The sequence below is a fragment of the Curtobacterium sp. ME-Dv--P-122a genome, from assembly GCF_030209645.1.
In the GTDB taxonomy this organism is placed as follows: Bacteria; Actinomycetota; Actinomycetes; order Actinomycetales; family Microbacteriaceae; genus Curtobacterium; species Curtobacterium flaccumfaciens.
The window spans coordinates 1-22714 of record NZ_JARVRO010000014.1 but is presented as its reverse complement, the minus strand read 5'-3'; the positions used below and the strand labels follow the sequence as shown (position 1 = coordinate 22714).

General features: G+C 67.7%; 23 protein-coding genes. 4 read left to right on the top strand and 19 right to left on the bottom strand.

The window, feature by feature from the left end; all coding sequences use genetic code 11:
• The first annotated feature begins 44 nt into the window (after positions 1-44).
• Both QRN49_RS14885 and QRN49_RS14880 read left to right on the top strand, forming a co-directional pair.
• Positions 45-710, top strand: a complete 666-nt coding sequence (locus tag QRN49_RS14885; RefSeq protein WP_181435780.1) for an exonuclease domain-containing protein — start codon at positions 45-47, stop codon at positions 708-710.
• Between the two features lie 139 nt (positions 711-849).
• Positions 850-1608, top strand: a complete 759-nt coding sequence (locus QRN49_RS14880) for a GntR family transcriptional regulator (protein WP_071405736.1) — start codon at positions 850-852, stop codon at positions 1606-1608.
• A 143-nt stretch (positions 1609-1751) separates the two neighbouring features.
• On the opposite strand, the gene QRN49_RS14875 is transcribed toward QRN49_RS14880, so the two are convergent.
• From QRN49_RS14875 to iolC, 11 genes are all read right to left on the bottom strand, one after another.
• Entirely contained in the window at positions 1752-2159 is a 408-nt protein-coding gene (locus QRN49_RS14875) for a tautomerase family protein (protein ID WP_284756543.1), read from the bottom strand.
• A 61-nt stretch (positions 2160-2220) separates the two neighbouring features.
• Positions 2221-3414, bottom strand: coding sequence for a Gfo/Idh/MocA family protein (locus QRN49_RS14870; RefSeq protein ID WP_284756542.1), 1194 nt, complete (start codon positions 3412-3414; stop codon positions 2221-2223).
• Between the two features lie 220 nt (positions 3415-3634).
• Positions 3635-4747 carry a transaldolase family protein gene (locus QRN49_RS14865; protein ID WP_111029577.1) on the bottom strand — a complete coding sequence of 371 codons (1113 nt, stop codon included), beginning with the start codon at positions 4745-4747 and terminating at the stop codon, positions 3635-3637.
• On the bottom strand, positions 4744-5613 hold the full coding sequence (locus QRN49_RS14860) for a sugar phosphate isomerase/epimerase family protein (protein ID WP_284756541.1): 870 nt from the start codon (positions 5611-5613) through the stop codon (positions 4744-4746). The genes QRN49_RS14865 and QRN49_RS14860 overlap by 4 nt, the downstream gene beginning before the upstream one ends.
• A 3-nt stretch (positions 5614-5616) precedes the next feature.
• Positions 5617-6690 carry a Gfo/Idh/MocA family protein gene (locus QRN49_RS14855; protein ID WP_017887102.1) on the bottom strand — a complete coding sequence of 358 codons (1074 nt, stop codon included), beginning with the start codon at positions 6688-6690 and terminating at the stop codon, positions 5617-5619.
• 44 nt (positions 6691-6734) lie between these two features.
• Positions 6735-7688, bottom strand: a complete 954-nt coding sequence (locus QRN49_RS14850; protein ID WP_042539399.1) for a sugar phosphate isomerase/epimerase family protein — start codon at positions 7686-7688, stop codon at positions 6735-6737.
• Between the two features lie 33 nt (positions 7689-7721).
• Entirely contained in the window at positions 7722-9611 is a 1890-nt protein-coding gene (iolD, locus tag QRN49_RS14845) for a 3D-(3,5/4)-trihydroxycyclohexane-1,2-dione acylhydrolase (decyclizing) (protein ID WP_284756660.1), read from the bottom strand.
• A 17-nt stretch (positions 9612-9628) separates the two neighbouring features.
• On the bottom strand, positions 9629-10552 hold the full coding sequence (iolB, locus tag QRN49_RS14840; protein WP_111038833.1) for a 5-deoxy-glucuronate isomerase: 924 nt from the start codon (positions 10550-10552) through the stop codon (positions 9629-9631).
• Positions 10553-10560: 8 nt separating this feature from the next.
• A complete protein-coding gene (locus QRN49_RS14835) occupies positions 10561-12072 on the bottom strand; it encodes a CoA-acylating methylmalonate-semialdehyde dehydrogenase (protein ID WP_209130140.1) in 1512 nt (503 codons plus the stop codon).
• Positions 12069-13058, bottom strand: a complete 990-nt coding sequence (locus tag QRN49_RS14830) for a class I fructose-bisphosphate aldolase (protein WP_035807563.1) — start codon at positions 13056-13058, stop codon at positions 12069-12071. Before QRN49_RS14830 ends, QRN49_RS14835 begins: the two co-directional genes overlap by 4 nt.
• On the bottom strand, positions 13051-14091 hold the full coding sequence (gene iolC, locus QRN49_RS14825) for a 5-dehydro-2-deoxygluconokinase (protein ID WP_284756540.1): 1041 nt from the start codon (positions 14089-14091) through the stop codon (positions 13051-13053). The genes QRN49_RS14830 and iolC overlap by 8 nt, the downstream gene beginning before the upstream one ends.
• A gap of 190 nt (positions 14092-14281) precedes the next feature.
• Between iolC and QRN49_RS14820 the strand changes: the two genes are divergently transcribed.
• Both QRN49_RS14820 and QRN49_RS14815 read left to right on the top strand, forming a co-directional pair.
• On the top strand, positions 14282-15544 hold the full coding sequence (locus tag QRN49_RS14820; RefSeq protein WP_111046288.1) for a DNA recombination protein RmuC: 1263 nt from the start codon (positions 14282-14284) through the stop codon (positions 15542-15544).
• 23 nt (positions 15545-15567) lie between these two features.
• Positions 15568-16668, top strand: coding sequence for a DUF1266 domain-containing protein (locus QRN49_RS14815; RefSeq protein WP_284756539.1), 1101 nt, complete (start codon positions 15568-15570; stop codon positions 16666-16668).
• A 141-nt stretch (positions 16669-16809) separates the two neighbouring features.
• Here QRN49_RS14815 and QRN49_RS14810 read toward each other — a convergent pair whose 3' ends face one another.
• The 8 genes from QRN49_RS14810 to QRN49_RS14775 all read right to left on the bottom strand — a co-directional run.
• Positions 16810-17436: a hypothetical protein gene (locus QRN49_RS14810; RefSeq protein WP_284756538.1), complete on the bottom strand. Its 627-nt coding sequence runs from the start codon at positions 17434-17436 to the stop codon at positions 16810-16812.
• Positions 17437-17601: 165 nt separating this feature from the next.
• Positions 17602-18177: a hypothetical protein gene (locus tag QRN49_RS14805; RefSeq protein ID WP_284756537.1), complete on the bottom strand. Its 576-nt coding sequence runs from the start codon at positions 18175-18177 to the stop codon at positions 17602-17604.
• Between the two features lie 41 nt (positions 18178-18218).
• Entirely contained in the window at positions 18219-18758 is a 540-nt protein-coding gene (locus QRN49_RS14800; RefSeq protein WP_282818667.1) for an RNA 2'-phosphotransferase, read from the bottom strand.
• Between the two features lie 3 nt (positions 18759-18761).
• Positions 18762-19217 carry a hypothetical protein gene (locus tag QRN49_RS14795; protein WP_209080030.1) on the bottom strand — a complete coding sequence of 152 codons (456 nt, stop codon included), beginning with the start codon at positions 19215-19217 and terminating at the stop codon, positions 18762-18764.
• Positions 19218-19562: 345 nt separating this feature from the next.
• On the bottom strand, positions 19563-19844 hold the full coding sequence (locus QRN49_RS14790) for a YrhB domain-containing protein (protein ID WP_209080032.1): 282 nt from the start codon (positions 19842-19844) through the stop codon (positions 19563-19565).
• Between the two features lie 253 nt (positions 19845-20097).
• Positions 20098-20856, bottom strand: a complete 759-nt coding sequence (locus QRN49_RS14785) for a PoNe immunity protein domain-containing protein (RefSeq protein WP_209080034.1) — start codon at positions 20854-20856, stop codon at positions 20098-20100.
• A gap of 357 nt (positions 20857-21213) precedes the next feature.
• Positions 21214-21972 carry a PoNe immunity protein domain-containing protein gene (locus QRN49_RS14780; protein ID WP_282818669.1) on the bottom strand — a complete coding sequence of 253 codons (759 nt, stop codon included), beginning with the start codon at positions 21970-21972 and terminating at the stop codon, positions 21214-21216.
• Between the two features lie 5 nt (positions 21973-21977).
• Positions 21978-22714, bottom strand: a 737-nt coding sequence (locus QRN49_RS14775) for a hypothetical protein (RefSeq protein WP_284756536.1), incomplete at its 5' end; no start/stop codon positions are given.

Below are 22714 nucleotides of genomic sequence, written 5' to 3'. Positions count from 1 at the left end.
GCGCCGACAGTAGCCACACGCAACGCCGAGGGGAACGGAGGGCGATGTCGGAACCCCGTGCGACGATCGGGACCGTGCCGTTGAACTTCACCGCGATCGACTTCGAGACCGCCAACAGCTCGCCCGCGAGCGCCTGCTCCGTCGGGCTCGTGAAGGTCCGCGCCGGCCGGGTCGTCGATCGGGCGTCGTGGTTCATCCGCCCGCCGTTCGGGCACGACGCCTTCCTGGAGTGGAACACGCGGATCCACGGCATCGTCGCCGAGGACGTCACGCACGCCAAGACATGGGAGCAGCAGTACCCCGACCTGGTGGCCTTCGCCGAGGGCGACGTCCTGGTGGCCCACAACGCCCGGTTCGACATGGGCGTCATCGCCGGTGGGTGCTCCGCGACGGGGATCGACCTGGCCGAGCACCACTCGCTGTGCTCCCTGGCGGTCGCCCGCAAGACCTACACGCTCGACTCGTACCGCCTGCCGGTCGCCGCGATGGCCGCCGGGTTCGAGGGCTTCCAGCACCACGACGCCGCCGCCGACGCCGAGGCCTGCGCCGCGATCGTCGTGCACGCTGCCGGGCACCACGGGGTCGAGACGGTGGAGGCGCTCGGCGCGGTGACCCGGGTGACGATCGCCCCGGTCCGTGCGCGTGCCGAGAAGCCGAAAGCCGCGAACCAGCCGCGGCTGTCGAACCGGCCGATGGTGTTCGCCGACTGAGGGTCTGCGCTGACTGACGGTGTTTGCAGACTGACGCAACGCCCGCTGCGCGCGGCCGGGGTGTCACATCCCCGGTGGTATTGTCACGACAATGCCGTCGGCACCGACGCCGGCATCTCCGCACGTGTGAAGGACCGCGATGACCAACGAAGGCCAGCTGCCGTCCGACCTGTTCATGGACCTGGACCGGTCGGGTCCCATGCCCCTCTACTTCCAGGTCGCCTCGCGCATCGAGGAGTCGATCCGCTCCGGCGCGATGCCACCAGGGGCCCGGCTCGAGAACGAGATCGCCCTCGGTGAGCGTCTCGGTCTGTCGCGGCCGACGATCCGTCGCGCGATCCAGGACCTCGTCGACAAGGGTCTGCTGGTGCGCCGCCGGGGCATCGGGACCCAGGTCGTGCACGGGCCGGTGACCCGCAAGGTCGAGTTGACGAGCCTGTACGACGACCTGGCGCAGGGTGCACAGGCTCCGGCGACGAAGCTCCTGCAGCGCAACGACGTCCCCGCGTCCGACGAGGTCGCCGCCGCACTGAGCATCGAGCCCGGCACGACCGTCGCGCACATCCGGCGGGTGCGCTTTGCCGAGGACGTCCCGATGGCGATCCTCGAGAACTACCTGCCACCGGAGTTCCTCGACCTGACCGACGAGGACCTGCAGGCGTACGGGCTGTACCAGCTGCTGCGCGGCCGCGGCGTGACGATGCGGGTGGCGAAGCAGCGGATCGGCGCCCGTGCGGTCACCGACGAAGAGGCTGGCCTGCTCGAGATCGAGGACGGCGACCCGGTGCTCACGATGAGCCGCACCGCGTACGACGCCTCGGGCCGTGCGGTCGAGTACGGCGTGCACTGCTACCGCCCCGACCGGTACTCGTTCGAGGTCACGCTCGTCGACAAGTAGGTCGCTCGGCGAGAGGTCACGACACGCTGCCGGTGATGCGCCGAGTGGTCACGAACTGTCGCCCGGACGCCCGGCAACCGACAGTTCGTGACCACTCGGTGAAACTGAGCGGGGTGTCGTGACCACCCCGCGAACGCACGGCCTCAACCGAGCGCGGGCACCCCGAGCTCACCGGTGACGTACTGGGCCCGTCCGAAGCCGAACGACCAGTCCTGCGGCCCGTTCTCCACGTAGCCGATGAAGACGTCCTCGGACGCGACACCGACCGCCGCGAGGGCGTCGTGGATCGCCCGGTACAGCGCCGCCTTCGCCTCGTCGGTCCGCCCGCGCTGCGTGAACACCTGGATGACGATGACGCCCTCGGTGCGCTCGAACCCCAGGCCGGCGTCCTCGGCGATGATCTGCTGCGCCGGGTGCTCGGTGATCACCTGGAACCGGTCACGCACCGGGATCCCGTACACGTCGACGATGGCCTGGTGGATGGCGTCGGCGATGCCACGGACGACCTCCGGCGAGCGGCCGGTGGCGAGGTCGATACGGACGAGCGGCATGGTGCCTCCTGGTTGCTCGGATTTTGTCCTTACATACTAACAAGCAGACGCCGCCACGTGTCTAGAACCTCGGCGTCGGCGCCCCGTACGTCAGCGGTCCGTCGACACGATCGACGTCGTGCCACGCGCCGTCGACCAGCGAGGCCTCTGCCGCCTCGACGATCGACGCGGCAGCCAGCCCGTCGGCGACCGAGGGTGCGAGCTGCTCCCCGCGCTGCACGCTCGCGATGAACTGCGCCGCCTCGATCGTCTTCAGGTCGTCGTAGCCCATCGCGGTCCCGGCGCCGGGCTGGAAGCGACCGAAGTCGCCGTCCCCGGGTGCGACGTAGTGCGTCGCGTACCCGTCGACCTCCTGCCCGTCCAGGTACACCTCGAGCTCGTTGAGGCGTTGGAAGTCCCACCGGACCGAACCGCGGGTGCCGTAGATCTCGAGCGTGTACTCGGCGTGCGGCCCACGCATGACCCGACTCGAGTCCATCGTGCCGACCGCACCGTCCTCGAACCGGAACAGCAGCGCGGCGTAGTCCTCGTTCTCGACGGCACCGAGCTCGCCGGTGGCCGCCGCACTGCGGTCGACGATGCCGACACCCGGGCGGGGACGCGACTCGATGAACGTCTCGGCGAGCGCACTGACCGAGGCGATCCGGCCGACCACGTACTGCGCCAGGTCGAGTCCGTGCGACAGCAGGTCGCCGAGCACACCCGATCCGGCACGCTCACGCTCGAAGCGCCAGGTCAGCGGGGCCGCCGGGTCGGACGAGTAGTCGGCGAGCAACGATCCGCGCACGTTCGTGATGCGCCCGAGCCGCCCGCTGCGGACGAGTTCGCGGGCGCGCTCGATCGCCGGGGCGTGCCGGTAGTTGAAGCCGACGCTCGTGATGACGCCGGCCCGCTGCACCGCCTGGTGGATGGAGCGCGAGTCGCTGGCGTACCGGCCCATGGGCTTCTCGATCCAGAACGCCTTGCCCGCCTCGGCCGCGGCGACGGCCATCTCGCGGTGCAGGAAGTTCGGCGAACAGATCGACACGACGTCGACCGCCGGGTCGGCGAGGACCTCGTGGTAGTCGGCGACGGCCCGCTCGTACCCGAGCCGCGTCACCGCCTGGTCACGTGCCGCCTCGATCGGGTCGGCCGCGACGACGAGCCGTGGCTGGACGCCGAGCTCCGGGAAGTGGTCCGGCAACGCTCGGTAGGCACGCGAGTGCAACCGCCCCATCCAGCCGACCGAGATCAGCCCGACGCCGATGCTGTCCATGGAGAACTCCTTCGTTCAGGTGACGCGCATTGGAGCGCGACAACGAGCGTAGCCGATGCGGCGGACTTTGTCAGCACATGACGCAACCGCCTGGAGGCCCGGTGCCGGTCTCGGGGACCGGCACCGGGCCTCCAGGCTGGTGCGTCAGCGCGCGGGGCGCGACCCGTGGTTGCGATCGCGGATGGCACCGCGCATCAGACCGCGACTCAGATCGCGCGTCTCAGATCGCAGGGACGATGATGTCGCGGACCAGGGCGTCGAGCTTCGCGTCGGCGTCCAGGAACTGCCGCAGCGTCGTCACGGTCGCACCGAAGCGGTCGAACTCGTCGATCGTCATGCCGTCCACGTCGTAGCCGCGGGCGAACTCCGGCGTCGCGGCCCGGAGCGCCTCGATGACGTGCACGGGGACCTCGTCGTCGATGGCGTGCGGACGGAACGGGAACGCGTTGTCGTTGATGTCCTTCGTCCACTGGAACGGCGGCGACACCACCAGGTCTCCGCCCTGGAACTCCGACCACTGCAGTGCGTTGCGGAACGCGGCGACCAGCACGCGCGACCGGAACCCACGCTCCTGGAAGACGCGGTAGGCGTTCTTCACCGCGGCGACACCGGCCCACTCGAGGATGCCCGGGTCCACCATCACGTGGTCGCGCTTGACGACGGTCTTCAGCCAGTCGTCGAAGCGGCCGGCCATCAGGGTGACGACGTGGCCGAACTCCTGCTCGGGCAGGCCCTCGGCAGCGCGGCGGTCGAGTGCCCGTTCGATGGCCTCGCCCACGGCGACGACCTGCGGCACGGTGAAGGACACCGTGGCGTTGATCGAGACCCCGCGGTAGGCGGCTTCCTCGATCGCGGCGATGCCGACCTTGGTGGCGGGGATCTTCACGATGATGTTCGGCGCCAGCTGCGAGAACCGGACGGCCTGTTCGACGAGCGCGTCGGCATCACGGTGGAACCGGGGGTCCGTCTGCATGGACAGTCGACCGTTCCGGCCGCCGGACGCCTCGAACGCGGGCAGCAGCTGCGCCGCGGCGGCGATGGAGAGCTCCTCGACGGCCTTCCAGCCGATCCAGGACTCCCCCGCCGTCGGGTGCTCCTCGGCGATCTCGCGGATGCGCGGGACCCAGGTCTCCGGGTCCTGCTGGATGCAGGTGTACGCGATCACCGGGTTGCAGGTCGCACCGACGGCACCGTACTCGTGGATGGCGGTCGACAGTTCGCGCGGGTCGGCGGAGTCGTTCCACAGGGCGGTGGGGGTCTGCTCCGCGGCCTGCAGGGTGACGGGACGGGAATCGGCGTCGGTGGACGCCTGCGTCTCGAGGGTGGTGGTCATCGGTGGAGTCCCTTCGTGATCGTGTCGAGCTGGAACCGCGACACCACGTCGGCGTTCTCGTCCTCGGCGAAGACGCTCGAGACCGCGACGGTGTCCTCGCGCGCCGAGAAACCGACCCGGTCGAGTGCCGCCCAGAAGGCGTCGAAGTCGACGTCCGCCTGACCGACCGGCAGGTGCTGGTGCACACGGACCGGGTTGCCGGGCGGGTTCGTGATGTAGCGCAGGCCGTGCGAGCGACGGTGGTCGTACGCGTCGGCGACGTGGACCAGCTGCAGCGAGTCACCGGCCGCGTCGATGATCTCGTCCATGTTGCCGCCGTAGTGGAACGTGTGGCAGGCGACGTACACGAAGCCGACGTGCTTCGAGTTCAGGCCGCGGATCACCCGGAGCGCCTCGAGCCCGTCCTCGACGAAGTCGTCGGGGTGGGGATCGATGAGCACACGGATGCCGGCGTCCTCGATGATCGGCAGCAGTTCCTCCATCGACCGGTAGAACTGGTCCTCGGACTCCTCGGCTCGCTCGGGGCGGCCGGAGAACTCCGTGTTGATGGTGTCCACGCCGAGGCGCTTCGTGATCTCGATGACCCGCTTCCACTTCCGCACCGCAGCCTGTCGGGCGTCCTCGTCCGGGCCCGACCAGCGCAGCACCGGCAGCACGCTCGCCACCTGGACCCCGGCGTCACGGCAGGCCGCGGCGAACGCGTCGACCAGGTCGTCGTCGGCCTTGGGGTGCCGGTAGAAGGGGATGAAGTCCTTGTGCGGGGTGAGCTGCAGGTACTCGTAGCCGAGCTCCGCGACCTTGCGCGGGAACTCGAGCAGCGACAGGTCGTGGTGGAACGGGGTCGGGTCGAGCGCGATCTTCGGCATCGATCAGGCCCCGGCGAGCGCGGCGGTCGCGTCGCTCGTCGCGTCGCTCGTCTCGTCGTAGAACGCCGGCTTCGTGACCGCGTACTCGACCACTTCGTGCGCGCCGGACTGCTGGGCCCGGACCGCCACCTCGGCGACGACGGACGCGGTGTAGCCGTCCCAGGCACTCGGCCCGTCGATGCCACCGGTCCGGGCAGCGTCGACCCAGCGCTGGACCTCTTCGTCGTAGGCGGCACCGAAGCGCTCCTTGAAGGACGGCGTGACGCCCTGCGAGGTCGCTCCGGCTGCGACGAGCGAGAGCGACGTGTCGCGGCCGATGTACGCGACACCGGACTCGAACACGGCGTCGGTGGTCACCTGGTAGCCGAACTGGGCGTTGACGTTGATCTCGACGATCGCCATCGTGCCGGACTCGGTGGTGAACAGGACGAACTGCGGCTCGGGCAGGTCGGCCGGCGCGAGGGAGTTCTTGCGCGGCTTCTTCACCTCGACGCTCGTGATGGCTTCGCCGGTCAGGAACGGGATGATGTCGATCTCGTGGATCACCGAGTCGTGGATGAGCATCGACTCGCTGAAGTTGGGCGGCGTCGTCGGGTTGCGGTGCGCGTGGTGCAGGGCGAGCAGGGCACCGTTCGCCCCCGACTCGCGCAGGGCCTTGAGCTCCTGGTACCCGGCGTCGAACCGGCGCATGAAGCCGACCTGGATGACGGGCCGGGCGGCGTGCTGCTGCTCGAGCTCGACGATGCGCAGCGAGTCCTCGGCGCTGGTCGTCAGCGGCTTCTCGCACAGGACGGTGAGGCCGCGCTCGAGCGCGGTCACCAGGATCGGCTCGTGCAGGAAACCCGGCGTCGCGATGATGACGGCGTCGATCTCGGTCTGCTCGAGCGCCTCGTCGAAGGACGCCGCGGTGATCGCGCCGGGCGCCAGGGCGGCTGCCGCAGCGGCACGGGCCTGGTCGGGCTCGACGACGGCGACGACGTCGGCGTTCGAGATCTTGGCGGTGATGCGGCGGACGTGGTCGGCGCCCATCATGCCGGCGCCGACGACGGCGACGCGGAGGTTCTGCGTGGTGGTCATGGTGGTGTTCTCCTGGTGGTTGTTGACGCTGCGTGGACGGCGCGTCAGGAGGCGCGGGCGGCCGAGGTCGAGCCGAAGATGTGCTGGAAGGTGCGCTCGGCGATCGGGCCGGGGGCGTCGACGGAGCAGCCGTACATGTCCTGCTCGACGATGCCGAAGATGTCCGGGTTGATCGCGGCGACGGCCTCGATGATCGGGGCGAGCTCGGGGGTGCCGTGCGGCGGCTCGGTCATGATGCCCTGCGACACGGCGGTCGCGAACGGCACGTCGTTCTTGAGCACGTCGAACAGCAGGTCGGTGTCGACCTGCTTGAGGTGCAGGTAGCCGATGCGCTCCGGGTGGGCGGCGATGAGCTTGAGGTTGTCGCCGCCGTAGTAGGCGAAGTGGCCGGTGTCGAGGCAGAGGTTGGTGTACTCGGGGTTCGTGACCTCGAGGAACCGCACGGTCTCCTTGTAGGTGCCGACGTGGCTGTCCGCGTGGGTGTGGAACTGCTGGTGGACGCCGTACTCCTCGAGCAGCGCCTTGCCGAGCTGGTCGTGTCCCTTGCCGAGACGCTCCCACTGCTCGTCGGTGAGCGTGCGCGCCTCGAGCACCTCTTCGGTGGCGTCCGAGCGCCACAGGTCGGGGATCGTCACCAGGTGCTCGGCGCCGAGCTTCGCTGCCAGACCGGCGACCGCGACGGCCTGGTCCCACGCACGCTGGAACTGGTCCTCGCCCTTGTGGAACCCGGTGAAGACCGTGCCGGCCGACAGCTTGAGCCCGCGGGACTCGAGCTCGTCGGACAGCTGCGACGGGTCGGTCGGCAGGTACCCGTACGGCCCGAGCTCGATCCACTCGTACCCGGCGGCGGACGCCTCGTCGAGGAAGCGCTGCCACGGCACCTGCTTCGGGTCGTCCGGGAACCAGACGCCCCACGAGTCCGGGGCGGTGCCGATGCGGATCGAGGCGGGCGCCGCGTCGGTGGCGGGGCTGCCGATGGGGGTGGCGGTGTCGGTCATGACGTCGCTGTCGCTTTCTGTCTCGTGAACGGTTCAGCCGAGCAGCGGACGCTGCGTGGCGACCTGCTGCTCGTACTCGGCGCGGGCGGCCTGGGTGCTGGGGAGGGTGGAGGTCTGCGCGACCGGCACGTCCCACCAGCCGTCGCCCTCGGGGGCGTAGACCAGCGGGTCGGAGTTGATGTGCACCAGGGTGGTGTGGTCGTTCGCCTTCGCCTGACGCAGCGCGGCCTTGAGGTCTTCGATGCTGTCCGGGCCGGGCTGCACCTCGATGACGTCGACGCCGTACGAGCGGGCGTTGGCGGCGAGGTCGACGGGCAGGGGCTCGCCGTTCTCGAACGACTCGGTCTCGTCGAGGTACCGGTACTTCGTGCCGAAGCGCTCGGAGCCGACGGTCTCCGACAGGTGCCCGATCGACGCGTACCCGTGGTTCTGGATGAGCACGACGATGATCTTGATGCCCTCGGCCACGGCGGTGACGAGCTCGGTGTGCAGCATCAGGTAGCTGCCGTCACCGACCATCACGATCGCGTCGCGCTCCGGAGCCCCGCGTCGCACCCCGATGCCACCGGCGATCTCGTAGCCCATGCACGAGAATGCGTACTCGACGTGGTACCCGAGCTCGTCGCGCACCCGCCAGAGCTTGTGCAGGTCGCCGGGCAGCGAGCCCGCCGCCTGGATCACGACGTCACGCGGGTCGGAGACCGACTGCACGGCCCCGATGATCTCGGGCTGGCCGGGCAAGTCCGCGCCGGACGGCGCGAACGCGCCGTCGACGGCGGCGTCCCACGCCGCCTTCAGCGAGGCGATCTCGGACGCGTAGCCGGGCTCGACGACGTACGCCGTGTCCGAGGTGAGCGACTCGGTCAGGGCGACCAGGGCCTCCCGGGCGTCCGCGATCAGCGGCAGCTGCGAACCGTGCTTGTAGGCGTCGAACGCGGCCACGTTGACGTTGACGAACGTGACGTCGGGGTTCTGGAACGCCGTACGCGACGCCGTGGTGAAGTCGCTGTAGCGGGTGCCGATCCCGATGACGACGTCGGCCTGGGCGGCGATCGCGTTGGCGGCCGCGGTGCCGGTCGCACCGATCCCGCCGAGGTACTGCGGGTGGTCCCAGACCAGGGATCCGCCGCCGGCCTGCGACGTGCCGACCGGGATCCCGGTGGCCTCGACGAAGGTGCGGAGCTCGTCGGCGGCGTCGGAGTACAGCACCCCGCCGCCAGCCACGATGACCGGGCGCCGACCAGCGCGGATCGCGGCCACGGCACGCTCGAGCGGGCCACGCTCGGGCAGCGGCCGGCGGATGTGCCACTCGCGCGGCTGCAGGAACGCGACGGGCACGTCGAACTCCTCGGCCTGGACGTCCTCGGGCAGGGCGATCGTCACCGCACCGGTCTCGGCCGGGTCGGTGAGGACCCGCATCGCGGCGAGGGCGATCGAGAACAGCTGCTCCGGACGCTCCACCCGGTCGAAGTAGCGCGAGAGCGGACGGAAAGCGTCGGTGACCTGCAACGACGTGTCGTGCGGGAGCTCGATCTGCTGGAGCACCGGGTCGGTGGTGCGCGTGGCGAAGGTGTCCGACGGCAGCAGCAGTGCCGGCAGCCGGTTCGTGGTGGCGAGCGCCGCGGCGGTCAGCATGTTGGCGGCACCCGGGCCCACCGACGCAGTCGACGCGTAGGTCGCACGGCGGCGGTGCATGCGGGCGAAGCCGACGGCCTCGTGCACCATCGCCTGCTCGTTGCGGGCCTGGTGGTACGGCAGCAACCCGGGCTGCTCGACGTGGAGCTGCTTGATGGCCTGACCGACCCCGGCGACGTTGCCGTGCCCGAAGATGCCGAAGATCCCCGGGATGGTGCGTTCGCGGACGTCGCCGTCGACGGTCCACTGGTTGGCCAGGAACTCGACGAGTGCCTGGCCGACCGTCATCTTCCGCGTGGTGGTGGTCACGCCTGCTTCCTTTCGTAGGGCAGTCGTGGGTCGATCGATTCCGATGCCCACGCCTGCCGGACCCACCCGTGGGCCGGGTCGTCGGTGATGTTCCAGACGCGCTCCGGGTCGGGCCCGGCCATCACGTTCAGGTAGTACATGTCGTAGCCCGGAGCGGCGACCGCCGGACCGTGCCAGCCGTACGGCACCAGGGCGACGTCGCCGGTCCGGACCTGCCGGAACTCGTCGATGGCGCGGTCGTCCGAGGCGTAGGTGCGGTGCAGGGCGAACGGGTCGGCGGCCTCGGGCGCGATCGACTCGAGCCCGCGGGACACCGCAGCCTCGTAGTAGTAGATCTCCTCGAGGTTCGACTCCGAACCGGGCACGTTCGTATCGTGCTTGTGCGGCGGGTACGACGACCAGTTGCCGGCCGGCGTGATGACTTCGCACACGATGAACTTGACGGCGTCGAGCGCGGCCGGGGTGCCGAAGTTGTGCACCTGACGGCTCGACTGCCCCGCACCGCGGAGTTCCACGGGCACGTCTGGCCGGGCCACGTAGGTGGTCGGCTTGACGGTGTCGGTGGGTGCTTCCGCGACGGCGAACCGGCCGCTGCCGGTGATGGTGGCCGCGGAGCCCGATCCCAGGTACAGGACGTCGGTGGGGCCGTCGAAGACGCTCCCACGCCCCTGCAGGGTCTGCTCGCCGTCGCCGGCAGCGCCCGAGTGGGTCACGTGGAACGACCCGGCGAGCGGCACGACGATGCGCTCGACGGCGTCGGCCGGGAGGCGCAGCTCGCCCCCGTCGGTCAGCGCGCCGGTCCGGAGCCCGGTGTGCGCCCACCCCTCGATGCGACCGTCGACCACGTCGGTCCAGCCCGCCTCGGGCCGGGAGCCCGCCGGGATGAACCACTGGTCGTGCTGGTGCTGTTCGTTCGCCATGCCGCGGGTCAGTTGTTCGACGGGAAGCCGAGGTTGATGCCGCCGTGCGACGGGTCGAGCCAGCGGCTCGTGATCGCCTTCTGGCGGGTGAAGAAGCTCACGCCGTCGGCCCCGTACGCCTTGTGGTCACCGAACAGCGAGTTCTTCCAGCCACCGAACGAGTAGTAGGCGACGGGCACCGGGATCGGGACGTTGATGCCGATCATGCCGACCTGCACGTCGCGCTGGAACCGTCGGGCGGCCCCACCGTCGTTCGTGAAGATGGCGGTGCCGTTGCCGTACGCGCCGGAGTTGATGAGCTCGAGGCCCTCTTCGTAGGTGGCGACGCGGACGACGCTCAGCACCGGACCGAAGATCTCCTCGGTGTAGACGCGGCTGGTGGTGGGCACCTGGTCGATCAGCGTCGGGCCCAGCCAGAAGCCGTTCTCGTCGCCGTCGGGTCGGACGGTGCGGCCGTCCACCACAACCACCGCACCGTCCTGCTCTGCGACCTCGATGTACGAGGCGACCTTGTCACGGTGCTGCTTCGTGACGAGCGGGCCCATGTCGCACCCGCGACGACCGTCGCCGATGCGCAGGGTCGCCGCGCGGTCCTTGATCTTCTGGATGAGCTCGTCGGCCACCGGCTCGACCGCGACGACGACCGAGATCGCCATGCAGCGTTCACCGGCCGAACCGAAACCGGCGTTGATCGCGTTGTCGGCGACCAGGTCGAGGTCGGCGTCCGGCAGGACGAGCATGTGGTTCTTCGCGCCACCGAGGGCCTGCACGCGCTTGCCGTGCTTGGTACCGGTCTCGTAGACGTACTGCGCGATGGGTGTGGAGCCGACGAACGAGATCGACTCGACGTCGTCGCTGGTGAGCAGGCCGTCGACGGACAGCTTGTCGCCGTTGAGCACGTTGAAGACGCCGTCGGGCAGCCCGGCCTCCTTGAACTTCTCGGCGAGCCAGATGGCGGCCGACGGGTCCTTCTCGCTCGGCTTCAGCACGACGGTGTTGCCCGCGGCGATCGCGATCGGCAGGAACCAGAGCGGCACCATCGCCGGGAAGTTGAAGGGGCTGATGATGCCCACGACGCCGAGCGGCTGGCGGATCGAGTAGACGTCGATGCCGGTCGAGACCTGGTCGGAGAACTCGCCCTTCATCAGGCTCGGGATGTTGGTGGCGAGCTCCACGACCTCTTGCCCGCGGGCGATCTCGCCCATGGCGTCGTCGATGACCTTGCCGTGCTCGCTCGTGATGATCTCGGCCAGCTCGGCCTTGTCGCGGTTCAGGATCTCGCGGAACGAGAACAGGATCGCCTGGCGCTTGGCCAGCGACAGGTTGCTCCAGCCGGGGAACGCCGCCTTGGCGCTGCCGATGGCCGCCCGGATCTCGGACTCGTCGGCCAGCGCGACCTGCTTGGTCGCGACGCCGAGCGCCGGGTCGTACACGGGGGCGGTGTTGCCCGACGCGGATTCGACGCGCTTGCCGTCGATCCAGTGCCCGACGGTGGTGGTGGTCGTGTCGGTGAGCGTCATGCGTTGCTTCCTTCCGAGATGGACGAGTCCATGGTGGTGGCGCCCGCGAGCCGAGCGGCCGGGTCGTGGGCATCTGTGGAGAACCCGCCCCGGGCCTCCTGGCTGTGGACGAGACCGGCGGCCACGTCCACGGCGGCGGCGACGTCGCCGTCCGAGGGGTAGAGCAGGGTGCGTCCGACGACCAGGCCGCGGACGCCGGGCAGGGCCAGGGCGTCAGCCCACTTGGCGTACGTCTCCAGCGGGCGCGAAGCCGGGTCGCCGCCGAGCAGCAGCGTCGGCAGCGTCGTCGCGGCCATCACGCGCTCCATGTCGTCGACGACGGGGATCTTGAGCCAGCTGTAGGCGCTGGACTCGCCGAGGCCGGCAGCGATCGCCATCGAGGTGATCACGGCGTCGGCCGACAGGTCGTTGACGACCCGGCCGTCCCGCCACTCGGACATGAACGGCTCGAGCATGATCGGCAGCTGGAGCGCCGCGGCCTCGCTGACGGCGCGGGCCGTGGCCTCGAGCGTCGGCGCGGTGCCCGAGTCCTCCAGGGCGATGCGCACCAGCAGCTTGGCGAAGTCGAGCCCGGAGTCCTTGATCGCCTGCGCCGAGTACGCCGTGTACCGGTCGTCCATCTCGAACGTCGCGCCGCGGAGTCCGCCGCGGTTCATCGACCCGACGACGACCTTGCCGTCGAGGGCGCCGAGCAGCGCGAGGTCCTCCAGGATGTCTGGGGTGCCGAGCACCCCGTCGACTCCCGGCCGGCCGAGGGCCGTGACGAGCCGCTCGAGCAGGTCGTAGCGGTCCGCCATCGCGGACTCGTCGTCGCGCACGGCCAGGGCACCGCGTGCGGGGTGGTCGGCGGCGACGATGAAGAGCTTGCCGTCGTCGGCGAGCAGGGAGCGCTTGCGGCGGGCGTCGAGCGTGGCACGCACCAGGTCGGGCTGGCCGGCACGGATGTCGCGGAGGCGCTGGAAGTCAGCGGGGCTGAGCTCAGGCATGGGTCTTCTCCTCGGTGTTCGTCTCACCCGTGTACGTCTCACCCGTGTGGTTCGTGCCCTCGGCCGGGTTGTCGGTCAGGAACTGCTCGATCTCGTCGCTCGTGGGCATCGCCGTCGAGCACTCGAACCGCGTCGCGACGATCGCGCCGGCTGCGTTGCAGAACGCCAGGATCCGCTCGAGGCTCCAGCCCTGCAGCAGTCCGTGGGTCAGCGCGCCGCCGAAGCCGTCACCCGAGCCGAGCCCGTTCACGACGTCGATGTGGTGCGGACGGAACTCGACGAACTCGTCGCGGGTCTTCGCCAGCACGCCCTTCGGCCCCTGCTTGACGATCGCGATCTCGACACCGCGGTCGAGCAGGGCGTCGGCGGCGCGGACCGGGTCGGTCTCACCGACCGCGACCTCGCACTCCTCGCGGTTGCCGACGGCGACGGTGGCGTGCTCGAGGGCGATCGCGACCTCGCGCGTCGCGGCCTCGGGGCTCGACCAGAACACCGACCGGTAGTCCAGGTCGAGCACGGTGTGGGTCTTCGTGCTGTTCTGCGCGGCGGACCGGGCTTCGTAGGCGACGTGATGCGCCTGTCGGCTCGGCTCCTCGCTGAGGCCGGTCACCGTGGTCCAGAAGATCTTCGCGCGCTCGATCTCGTGCAGCGGCAGGGACTTCGCCGTGATCATCAGGTCCGGCGCCTTCGGGGCCCGGTAGAAGTAGAGCGGGAAGTCGTCCGGCGGGAAGATCTCGCAGAAGGCGACGGGGGTGTTCAGCCCCTCCACCGTCTCGACGAACGCGTTCGCGACCCCGTACTCGGGCAGCGTGCGGGCGATGTACCGGCCGAAGGGGTCGTTGCCCGTCCGGGTGATGACCGCGGCGTCCGCGCCGTGTCGAGCAGCGGCGATGGCGACGTTCGTGGCGCTGCCGCCGACGGACTTCGAGAAGGTCGAGACGTCCTCGAGCGGGCCGGTCTGCTGCGGGTAGATGTCGACGCTGACGCGTCCCATCGTGATCACGTCGTAGGCGTGGGGAGCTTGGTTCGTCATGCGACGCGGTGGACCTTCCGTGCGGCTTCATCGGCGGACGATCACGACTGTACACCCTGTTTGCCCTAATGTCATGACATGGATTCTGTGGTCTGTCACGTTGCTCCCGTGGCGCTGGTCACGCTGGTTCTGCGGGGCGCGCCGGAGTGCCGGGAGGCGCGGTGTCGGTGGGTTCTGCCAGGGTCGCGACATGCAGATCCTCGCCCTGGTCATCGGTCTCGTGATCGGCATCGCCGTCGGTGCGGTCGTCGCCTGGTCGCTCGCCCGCTCGCGCGCGGGCATCGACGCAGCGTCGTCCCGTGCGACGGCCGAGGCGCTCCGCGGCCAGCTCGAGGCGGCCCGACGCGACGCCGAGGAACGCCTCGACGCCCAGGACACGCAGTACCGCCGCCAGGTCGACTCGCTCGAACGGCGCTCCGCCGAGCTCGAGCACCTGGTGCAGCGCATGCACGGCGTCGACGCGGCACGGAACCAGAACGAGTCCAAGGTGCTCTCCGCGCTCAGCCCCGTGGCGCAGACACTCGACGTGATGCGCACGAAGATCGCCGAGCTCGAGCAGTCGCGGAGCGAGCAGTACGGCGCGCTGTCGGCGCAGCTCCGGTCGGCCGCCGAGTCGGAAGAGCGCCTGCGCGCCACCGCCGACACCCTGGCCAGCGCCCTGTCGTCGAACAGCACGCGCGGCGTCTGGGGCGAGACGCAGCTGCGCAACGTGGTCGAGGCCGCCGGGCTGCTCGAACGCGTCGACTTCGACGTGCAGTCGTCCGTCACCACCGCCGTCGGCTCCGCCCGCCCGGACATGGTCGTGCACCTGCCCGGCGGCAAGACCATCGCCGTCGACGCCAAGGTGCCGTTCAGCGCCTACCTGCAGGCCGCCGAGATCCCGGCGACCGCCACCGGTGCCGAGGCAGCCCGACGCGACCAGCTCATCGCCCAGCACGTCAAGGCGCTCCGAGCGCACGTCGACGCCCTCGCCGCACGGGAGTACTGGACCGGCTACGACGCCTCCCCCGAGCTCACCGTCGCCTTCATCCCGTCCGAGTCGCTCATCTCGAGCGCCCTCGCCGCCGACCCCGGGCTGCTCGACCACGCCTTCCGCAAGCGCATCGCCCTCGCCTCACCCGTGACCCTGTGGTCCGTGCTCAAGACCGTGGCGTTCTCGTGGCAGCAGGACGTGGTGTCGCAAGAGGCGCACGAGCTCTTCAAGGTCTCCCGCGAGCTCTACGGCCGGCTGTCCACGATGGCCGGGCACGTCGACAAGCTCGGCCGCTCGATCCGGGGCTCGGTCGTCGACTACAACCGCTTCGTCGGGTCCCTCGAACGCCAGGTGCTGCCGAGCGCCCGTCGGCTGTCGCTGCTCGACGAGTCGAAGGTCATCGCGGACCCGTCCTCGATCGAGGACGAGCCGCGGCTGCTCACGGCGCCGGAGCTCGTCGGCGCCGTCGACGAGGACTGAGCCGCTCGCTACGATCGATCGTCATGGGGGAAGCACTGCAGAACCATCCCGGCGACCGCGAGTTCCCGGTCCGTCCACGCTGGCGACACCGGGCGATGGTCGCCAAGGCGCGGAAGCAGACCGGGCGACGACGGGACCGCGCCGCAGCGTGGATCATCATGGCGATCGCAATCGTGGCGTTCTTCGTCGTGCTCCTGATCTCGATCCTCGCCCCGTACGACGTCCGGGCGCACTTCGGGTACGGCATCCAGGCGGTGTGGCGCTGCTTCCTGATCGCCGTCGTCGTGTGGTTCGTGCTGACCTTCGTTACCTCCCTCCGTGACATCGGGCTGCCGGTGCGGGAACAGCGGCGGTACCGGGAGCGCACCGGTGCTCGCGAGCTGCCCGTCCGCCGACTGCAGCAGCTGGCCCTCGCCTCGTTCGGCGACTTCCACGACGGATGGTGGCCGGCGTCGCTCGCCCCGTACGGTTCGCGGGTGGAGCTCGGCGGCGAGTACCTGCAGGACACCACGCCGTCGCCCTTCGTGACGATCCCCCTGCCCCCGCTGACGTTCCTGCGCCGCGAACTCGACGAGACCTACAAGATCGCCAGCGGGCGGGACGCACAGTCCTTCGCCGTCGACCTGCTCGGTCCGAAGAGCGTGTCGTGGCAGTTCCTCGCGTTGAGTCGATCCGCCGAGGGTGAGACCCGGCTCACCCGGCTGTCATCACTGCTCGGCACCGACCCGTGGGCAGGCTCGAGCCTGCTCGAACGCCGAGCGGACCGCCCGCCGAAGCTGCTCTGGTCGATGGACGTCAAGAACGCGGTCACCGCCGTCCGAGGTGCGTACGCCGCCGGGCTCCTGAACGAGGACGATGCCTGGTCGTCGATCGACCTGGTCTCCGATGTCGCCTTCACCCTGTTCGACTCGTGGGACGACTACTTCGACAACCTGCGGGCCGCGTACGCCCTGGTCTACGACGAGCTCAAGACGGTGCAGGAGTTCGATGCCGGGCGGCGTGAGCTCTTCGCCTCGAACTGGCCGGTCACGCGGCTGCCGTGGCCCGCGTCGCCCGGAGCTCCACTGCCCCGAACCGTCAGCGACCCGCTGTGGGCGGACGAGGACGACGCGTCGGTCTCCTGACCGCGACCGGACCTTCCTCGGGGCGACGGCTCATGCGTCGGAGTACCCGGGGAGCGCGCGGACGGCCTCGGCGTTGCGGGCCCACACATGTTCTTTCGCAACGAGAAGGCCATCGGTCATTCTGCCTGGTCAGCTGACGAATCAGATGAGAGGGTTACCCTCGAGGACCTTCTTCGGTAACGCTTCCCAATCACCAAAATCCGGCGTGTTCGCCCAGTTCGGCTCGACGTCAACTCCGTGGAACTGCTCCAGGTCTTTTGTCTGTTTGGAGTGATCGATCCGCGTGCGCTGCCCCTCGCCGTTCGGAGACAGGTGCAATTGATTGGAGAACAGGGGCTTGTTGGCCAGTGCACGTTCCTTCGGTCTGAAGTCATCAGGTTCGGGGAAGATCTTGTAGATCACTTCGCTGAGGAACAGCCGTCCGCCCCACCGGTTCGAATACGTGGCAAGGGTCACATTGCGATTGTTTGCGTCCCAAACGAACACTTGGAAAACTGGCCCGTCGATGGCAATTCCGCCCCGAGGCGTGACCTCCACGGTCCAGGACGGTACAGCGGATGCGGGATCGATTTCAAAGCCGCCGTCGTCCCGCCTCACGAAGGTGCCGACGCTCGGCTCGGCGGGGACCACAGTGAACCAGTCCATCTGGTCATCCTGATGCTGGTGCCAACGCCCGCGACACTCTTTCTCGCTCAGGAATCCTCTCGGATCCGGTGTTCGGGTGAAGTGATTCCACTTCTGCATGTAGAGGTATCCGTGCTCGATCACGGGTTCTTCGATCGTCCTCGAGTTCTCGGCTCTACCGAATCTGAACATCAATCACCCCCGGCATTGAAAGAAGCACCGCGCCAATGTGTGTCAGCCAGTGCAGGGGGAAAGTTTCTGGGCACATATCGAGCGCCGACGCCATCCACGCTCTCGTCGAGCCGTAGTTCAGTCAATTGAATACCCCGGGAGCTCACGAATAGCAGAAGCATTACGCTCCCACTCATCCTCTATGCGCAGGATCGGCCAAGCTTCCGATCCACCGAAAAGCCACATGGTGGACAAGATGGCCAGGTCAACCGAGTACAGGTCCAAATGCCCGGAAACCGGCATGAATTCATCCATCTCCCGCTCCTCGGGCGGCCGGTCTATGTGATGGCGAAGAGCCTTCCCCTCGAGCAGGGGTGATTTGACCGTCCATCCGAAGGTCCGCTGTGCCACCGACGGCGCGACCGAACCTCGATAGGACGCGTAAAACGCCGTCGCATACGCGGCTCGCTGCCGTGTTCTCTGAATGTGCGGCAGGGTTGAATCGGGTACATGCAACGATCGCGCAAGCAGCATGTTTCGGCTTTTGTCGCCATATATCGCCAGTAGCGCCGAACCGCGAAGCAGCGCAGCGCCGCCGGGATCGGTACCGAACGACCTGATCTTCTTAACTTTGTCCAGCTCCGCTCGCACGGGCTTCGTAATGTTCAGCGATGAAGGATCCACTGCCTCACGCAACGTCTTGACATCGATCAAGGTGAGTTCTACTTCCACTCGTGTGGCTGGGGGTAGGCGCGTCATTCCGCCGAGATGTACCGCGCGGGAACGACCAAGGCGAGGGTCACCCGGTCGTGGCCCGCCGAGAACTCCACGCCCTCCAGGTGGGCGCGAGCTGCATCGATTCGCAACAGGACAGGAGCGGTGGACTTGCGCCGCCCAGCCTGCATAGCCAACTCGCGATCGGTCGTCAGATGCGCGTACTGGCGCCCCATCGGTAAGAGCCCTTCGCGCAGGATCGACTCAGCCGCAGCAGGGGAAGTTGCATGCCAGAGCACCGGCTGCGGAACGATCGCCGGCTTCACGATGCGCTCGTCCGTCGAGTGCCCGTACTGAGCACGGATCCGGTCGCTTTCGACGGCGAAGCGCTGCTTGTCGGACTCGGCGACCACTCGGCGCAGATCTTCCAACGATGCCTGAATGCCCGACCGCTCCAAAGCGTCGGCAAGATCTGCGAGCGGGACGCTCCCGTCAGCACCGAGTTCCAGCCCGTACGCACCCGGTTCGTGCCGCAACGCGTGCGACATCGCCTTGCTGATCGACGCGTCCCTACGAGGCATGTCTCAGTCCTCTTCCTGCTCCGCGAGCCACGCTGCTCGATGCTCCTCCATCTCCTCCCACCAGACGTCGAAGGACGTCCACTGACCTCGATACTCGGTTCCGGGCGAAGCGAACGTGTGGATGATCAGCACAGGAGGATTGCCCGTACGGTCGTCGCCGTCGAAGCAGAACACATCGTCTGTGTCCTGGTGCTTTGCGAAGGGTACGAGGGAACGGGTCGGATACTGCTTCCCAACGATGTCGACCCAGTCCGTTGTCTGGTTCTCGTACTCAGACGTCCACATGAAGGGATCGATGTCAGGAAGCGGGTCTTGTGCAAGGGCCCCTTGGAAGCGCTCGGGGTACTGGAATCCCTCGGGCGCGATCAAGCGCGCCTCGACTTGCCGTTCCTCGACGGTTGTTAGTCGGCGTTCCCTCACTGTGACCCTCCGGTGAGCTTCGGGGGTCGTGAGACCCATCTGGATTCGCTTTCGACCAATTCGCGCCTTGCCACTTTATCTGAACCTCAGCACCCCCCAACGTTCTGGGCTCGGCGTGGCCACGCTTCGTGAAGCGTTCAACCTCTTTTGCCGTCAACGGTTGATGAGGTTCGTGTGCTCGGCCCCTGCACCGGAGAATCAGTGTGAGACTTGGCAGATCGTCGGATCAATTCAGATTGGCGCTTGATCAGTTCCTGCCATGCCATGCTACCCGACCAACGGTCAACGGAACCCCGAGCAATCGCAAAGAGTTCCAGCTAAGAACTCTGCGTGTGCGACCCTCGACCGCCACCTCGTTCTTCTCCGCTCGAGCCGGAACTGGCTTCACCGAGACCGACTGATGACCCGCTGGCCCCGTTCCTCTATTTGTGATTCAACCGATGTATTCGTTTGAAGAGTGAAACAGGCACTGCCGTCTTTTGGTACAACAAAGGGGCCATTTCCAGCTAGGCTAAACAAGGGGTTTTGTGCCTCGTAATATTCGCGGCTGTTGTACAGAACGATCCACCAATCGTTGGTCTCGATCCATCCCCTATCCCAAATAAGGTCTTCATCAGCGCGCACTTCCTTCGCAAATTCATCCTGAGCATATTTGAGAGTTCGCATGCACCATCACCGTGTCTTGAGTAGTAAGAGTTGATCGAAGTTCTCCAACTTCGCAAACGTTCCTGACTGTCCGTCGAGAAACGCAACACCATTCCAATCCTGGTGGCCGACTTGAGTCTCTCCCTTTAAGGGTCACCCCTGTCCCGCGGATGGACCGGATGCGCGCAGCGTCTGCCTCCACGATGGCCGCCCGGTACATCTTTGAATCAGCCGCGGCTCCTCCCAGAGGTCCTCGTTCGAGAAGGTGGGCCACTCATCTGTCCCGCTGGACGTCGACGAGATCGACTGGGTAGTGCGGCGACGACCGCAGCACCGAATCGTCAAGCGCCCGCGCCACCACCAGTCCCGCGGCTTCCCACGCCCAGTGCCCAAAGTACGCCTCGAACCGGTCTCCCTGCACTGCCTGCAGTGCCGGCGCCCACCAGATGAACGAAATATTCCTCTGCCACGCTTGCACATACCTGTTCAACGCAGAAGCGGCACGATCGGGCGGAGCAGTCGCTGCCGCAGCAAGGTTTTGGAACGGTCGCTTGTGCCACACAGCATCCCGCACCGGATTGATCCCCAGCAGCGTCCCGAGCACTGGATCAGCACCGCCAGCAGCAGCAACAATCCCGATCAACCGATCCGTCAACTCCGGAGCGACACCGATGCACCGCGCTACCGACGACAGCCACAACGCGTTGTAGTACGTCGACTTGTTGTCGAACTCCAATGGATCCAATGGGAATCCCGCATCCGACACCGCCGCGTAGCGGTTCCAGGTCTCCCAGACAGTGACGGCCGACTCGACGTCCGCCGCGAGCTCGAGCACGGGTGCTCCGGCTGAATAGCGCGCTCCCAGCAGGAACAGCACATTCTCCAAGTTCGCCATGGTCCGCATGATGCCAGCCCTGACGTCATCCGACCGGAAATCATGGCTGAACGGACGAAACTTCTCGATATCCCGCTCGAGGACTCGGAACGCGTCGTCCCAGTAGGCAGCATTCACTCGGTCACTGCGTGGAGTCATGATGTTCCGCTCTTGCGGAACCGCTTGACTTCGTCCGCAGTCAACGCCTCGTTGTGCTCGTGCGCTCGGGTCTGCACCGGAGTACCAGTTTCGCGCGCCGTCCTGCTCCGTGTGTTGTCCATACTCGTGACAGCTCCGTCGAGCATTTCGGCGACATCCACAGGGTGACCGCGCCAACCGCCGTAGCGCATGCTGTTGGTGATGTCCTCGTAGTTGCAGGGTAGTTCGGTCGATCTTGTTTGCAGGAGACGGACTTCTGCGAGAAGCGAACGGCCCAGGTCCCACGATGGCCGCCCAGTGCACCTTTGGATCACTCACGGCCCCTTCCAGGGGTCCTCGTTCGGGCAGCCGGGCGACTCATCCGTCCTGCTTGCCGTCGACGAGGTCGACGGGGTAGTACGGCGACGACCGCAACACGGAGTCGTCGAGCCCGCGCGCCACGACGAGCCCCGCCGCCTCCCAAGCCCAGTAACCGAAGTACGTTTCAAAGTTATCCCCCTGCACTGCCTTCAGCGCTGGGGCCCACCAAATGAACGAGATGTTCTTCTGCCAGGCTTGCACGTACCTGTTCAGCGCAGAAATGGCGCGATCCGGCGTCCCGGTCGCGGCCGTATCGAGGTTCTGGAACGGCCGCTTGTGCCACACGGTGTCCCGCACCGGTTCGACCCCCAACAGCGTCCCGAGCACTGGGTCAGCGCCTCCAGCAGCAGCAACGATCTCGATCAACCGATTCGTCAACGCCGAATTGACGCCGATGCACCGCGCTACCGACGCCAACCACAGTGCGTAGTAGTACGGCGGCTTGTCGTTGAACGTCAGCGCTTCTAGCGGGAAGCCACCGTCGGACACGGCAGCGTAGCGGTTCCAGTTCTCCCAGATAGTGACGACCGAGTCGAGATCATCCGCGAGGAGTGACGTCGGAAAGCCCGCCGAGTACCGCGCGCCCAGCAGAAAGAGCGCGTTGTCGAAGTTCGCGGTCGTTCGAATAATCCCAGCTCGCACGTCGTCGGCCCGGAACACATGACTGAACGGGCGGAACCCCTCGACGCCGCGCGTCAAGACTTCTATCGCATCGGTCCAGTAGGCCGCACTCACTCGGCTGTCGCGTGGAGTCATGTCTTTTAGCGTAGACGTGCCGCCGCATCGAGCAGTTGCGGCAGGCACGAGCCGTCCGGACTGATCTTGACGACTGCGCGCTCGAGCGTCCCATCAGCGAGCGCATTCACCACGTCATCACGGTGAGCAGCTTGTGTTCCCATCCTGAGCCGCGAACCGCCCTCTCCTCGAAGGACGCCGTTGAGCCAGCCATCGGACATCTGAAGCCCATGCTTCTTCGTCATACCGAGGAGATCTACGCCCGACCTGCTGGCATTTGAGGAGAACTTCGACTCCACCACGACGTAGTGCCCGGTGTCCGGGTGGTGGAAGACATGGTCGACCCCGTTCTTGAAGACACTCTTCACCACCGTCACATCGACGTACCCTTGGGCCTCGAAGAGAGCCCGAGTCTGGGACTCGCCGAACTCTGCCTTCGCCTTGTTGGAGGCGAGCCTGGAGATGGACCGACCCGTGGGGTTCACGGCTGCGCCTGTCATGCCGCGGACAGGCGGCAGAGCTTTGGCAGACCTCTCGGCCATACCTGCGAGTGGCCGCTGGACCCTCGTGAGGAGCGCACGCGCCGATCGGCTCGCCATACTGAACGGGCCGGTCGAACGGCCGACGACCGCCACGCCTTTCATGCTGATCGACCCGACGCGTGCGATCTGCGTGGCGATTCGGGTGCTCTTCAAGAGCGTGCCCACCGCGCCGCCTGCGGGGACGCAGTCGAGCAGGGAGAACGCGAGGTCCCACCCGTCGG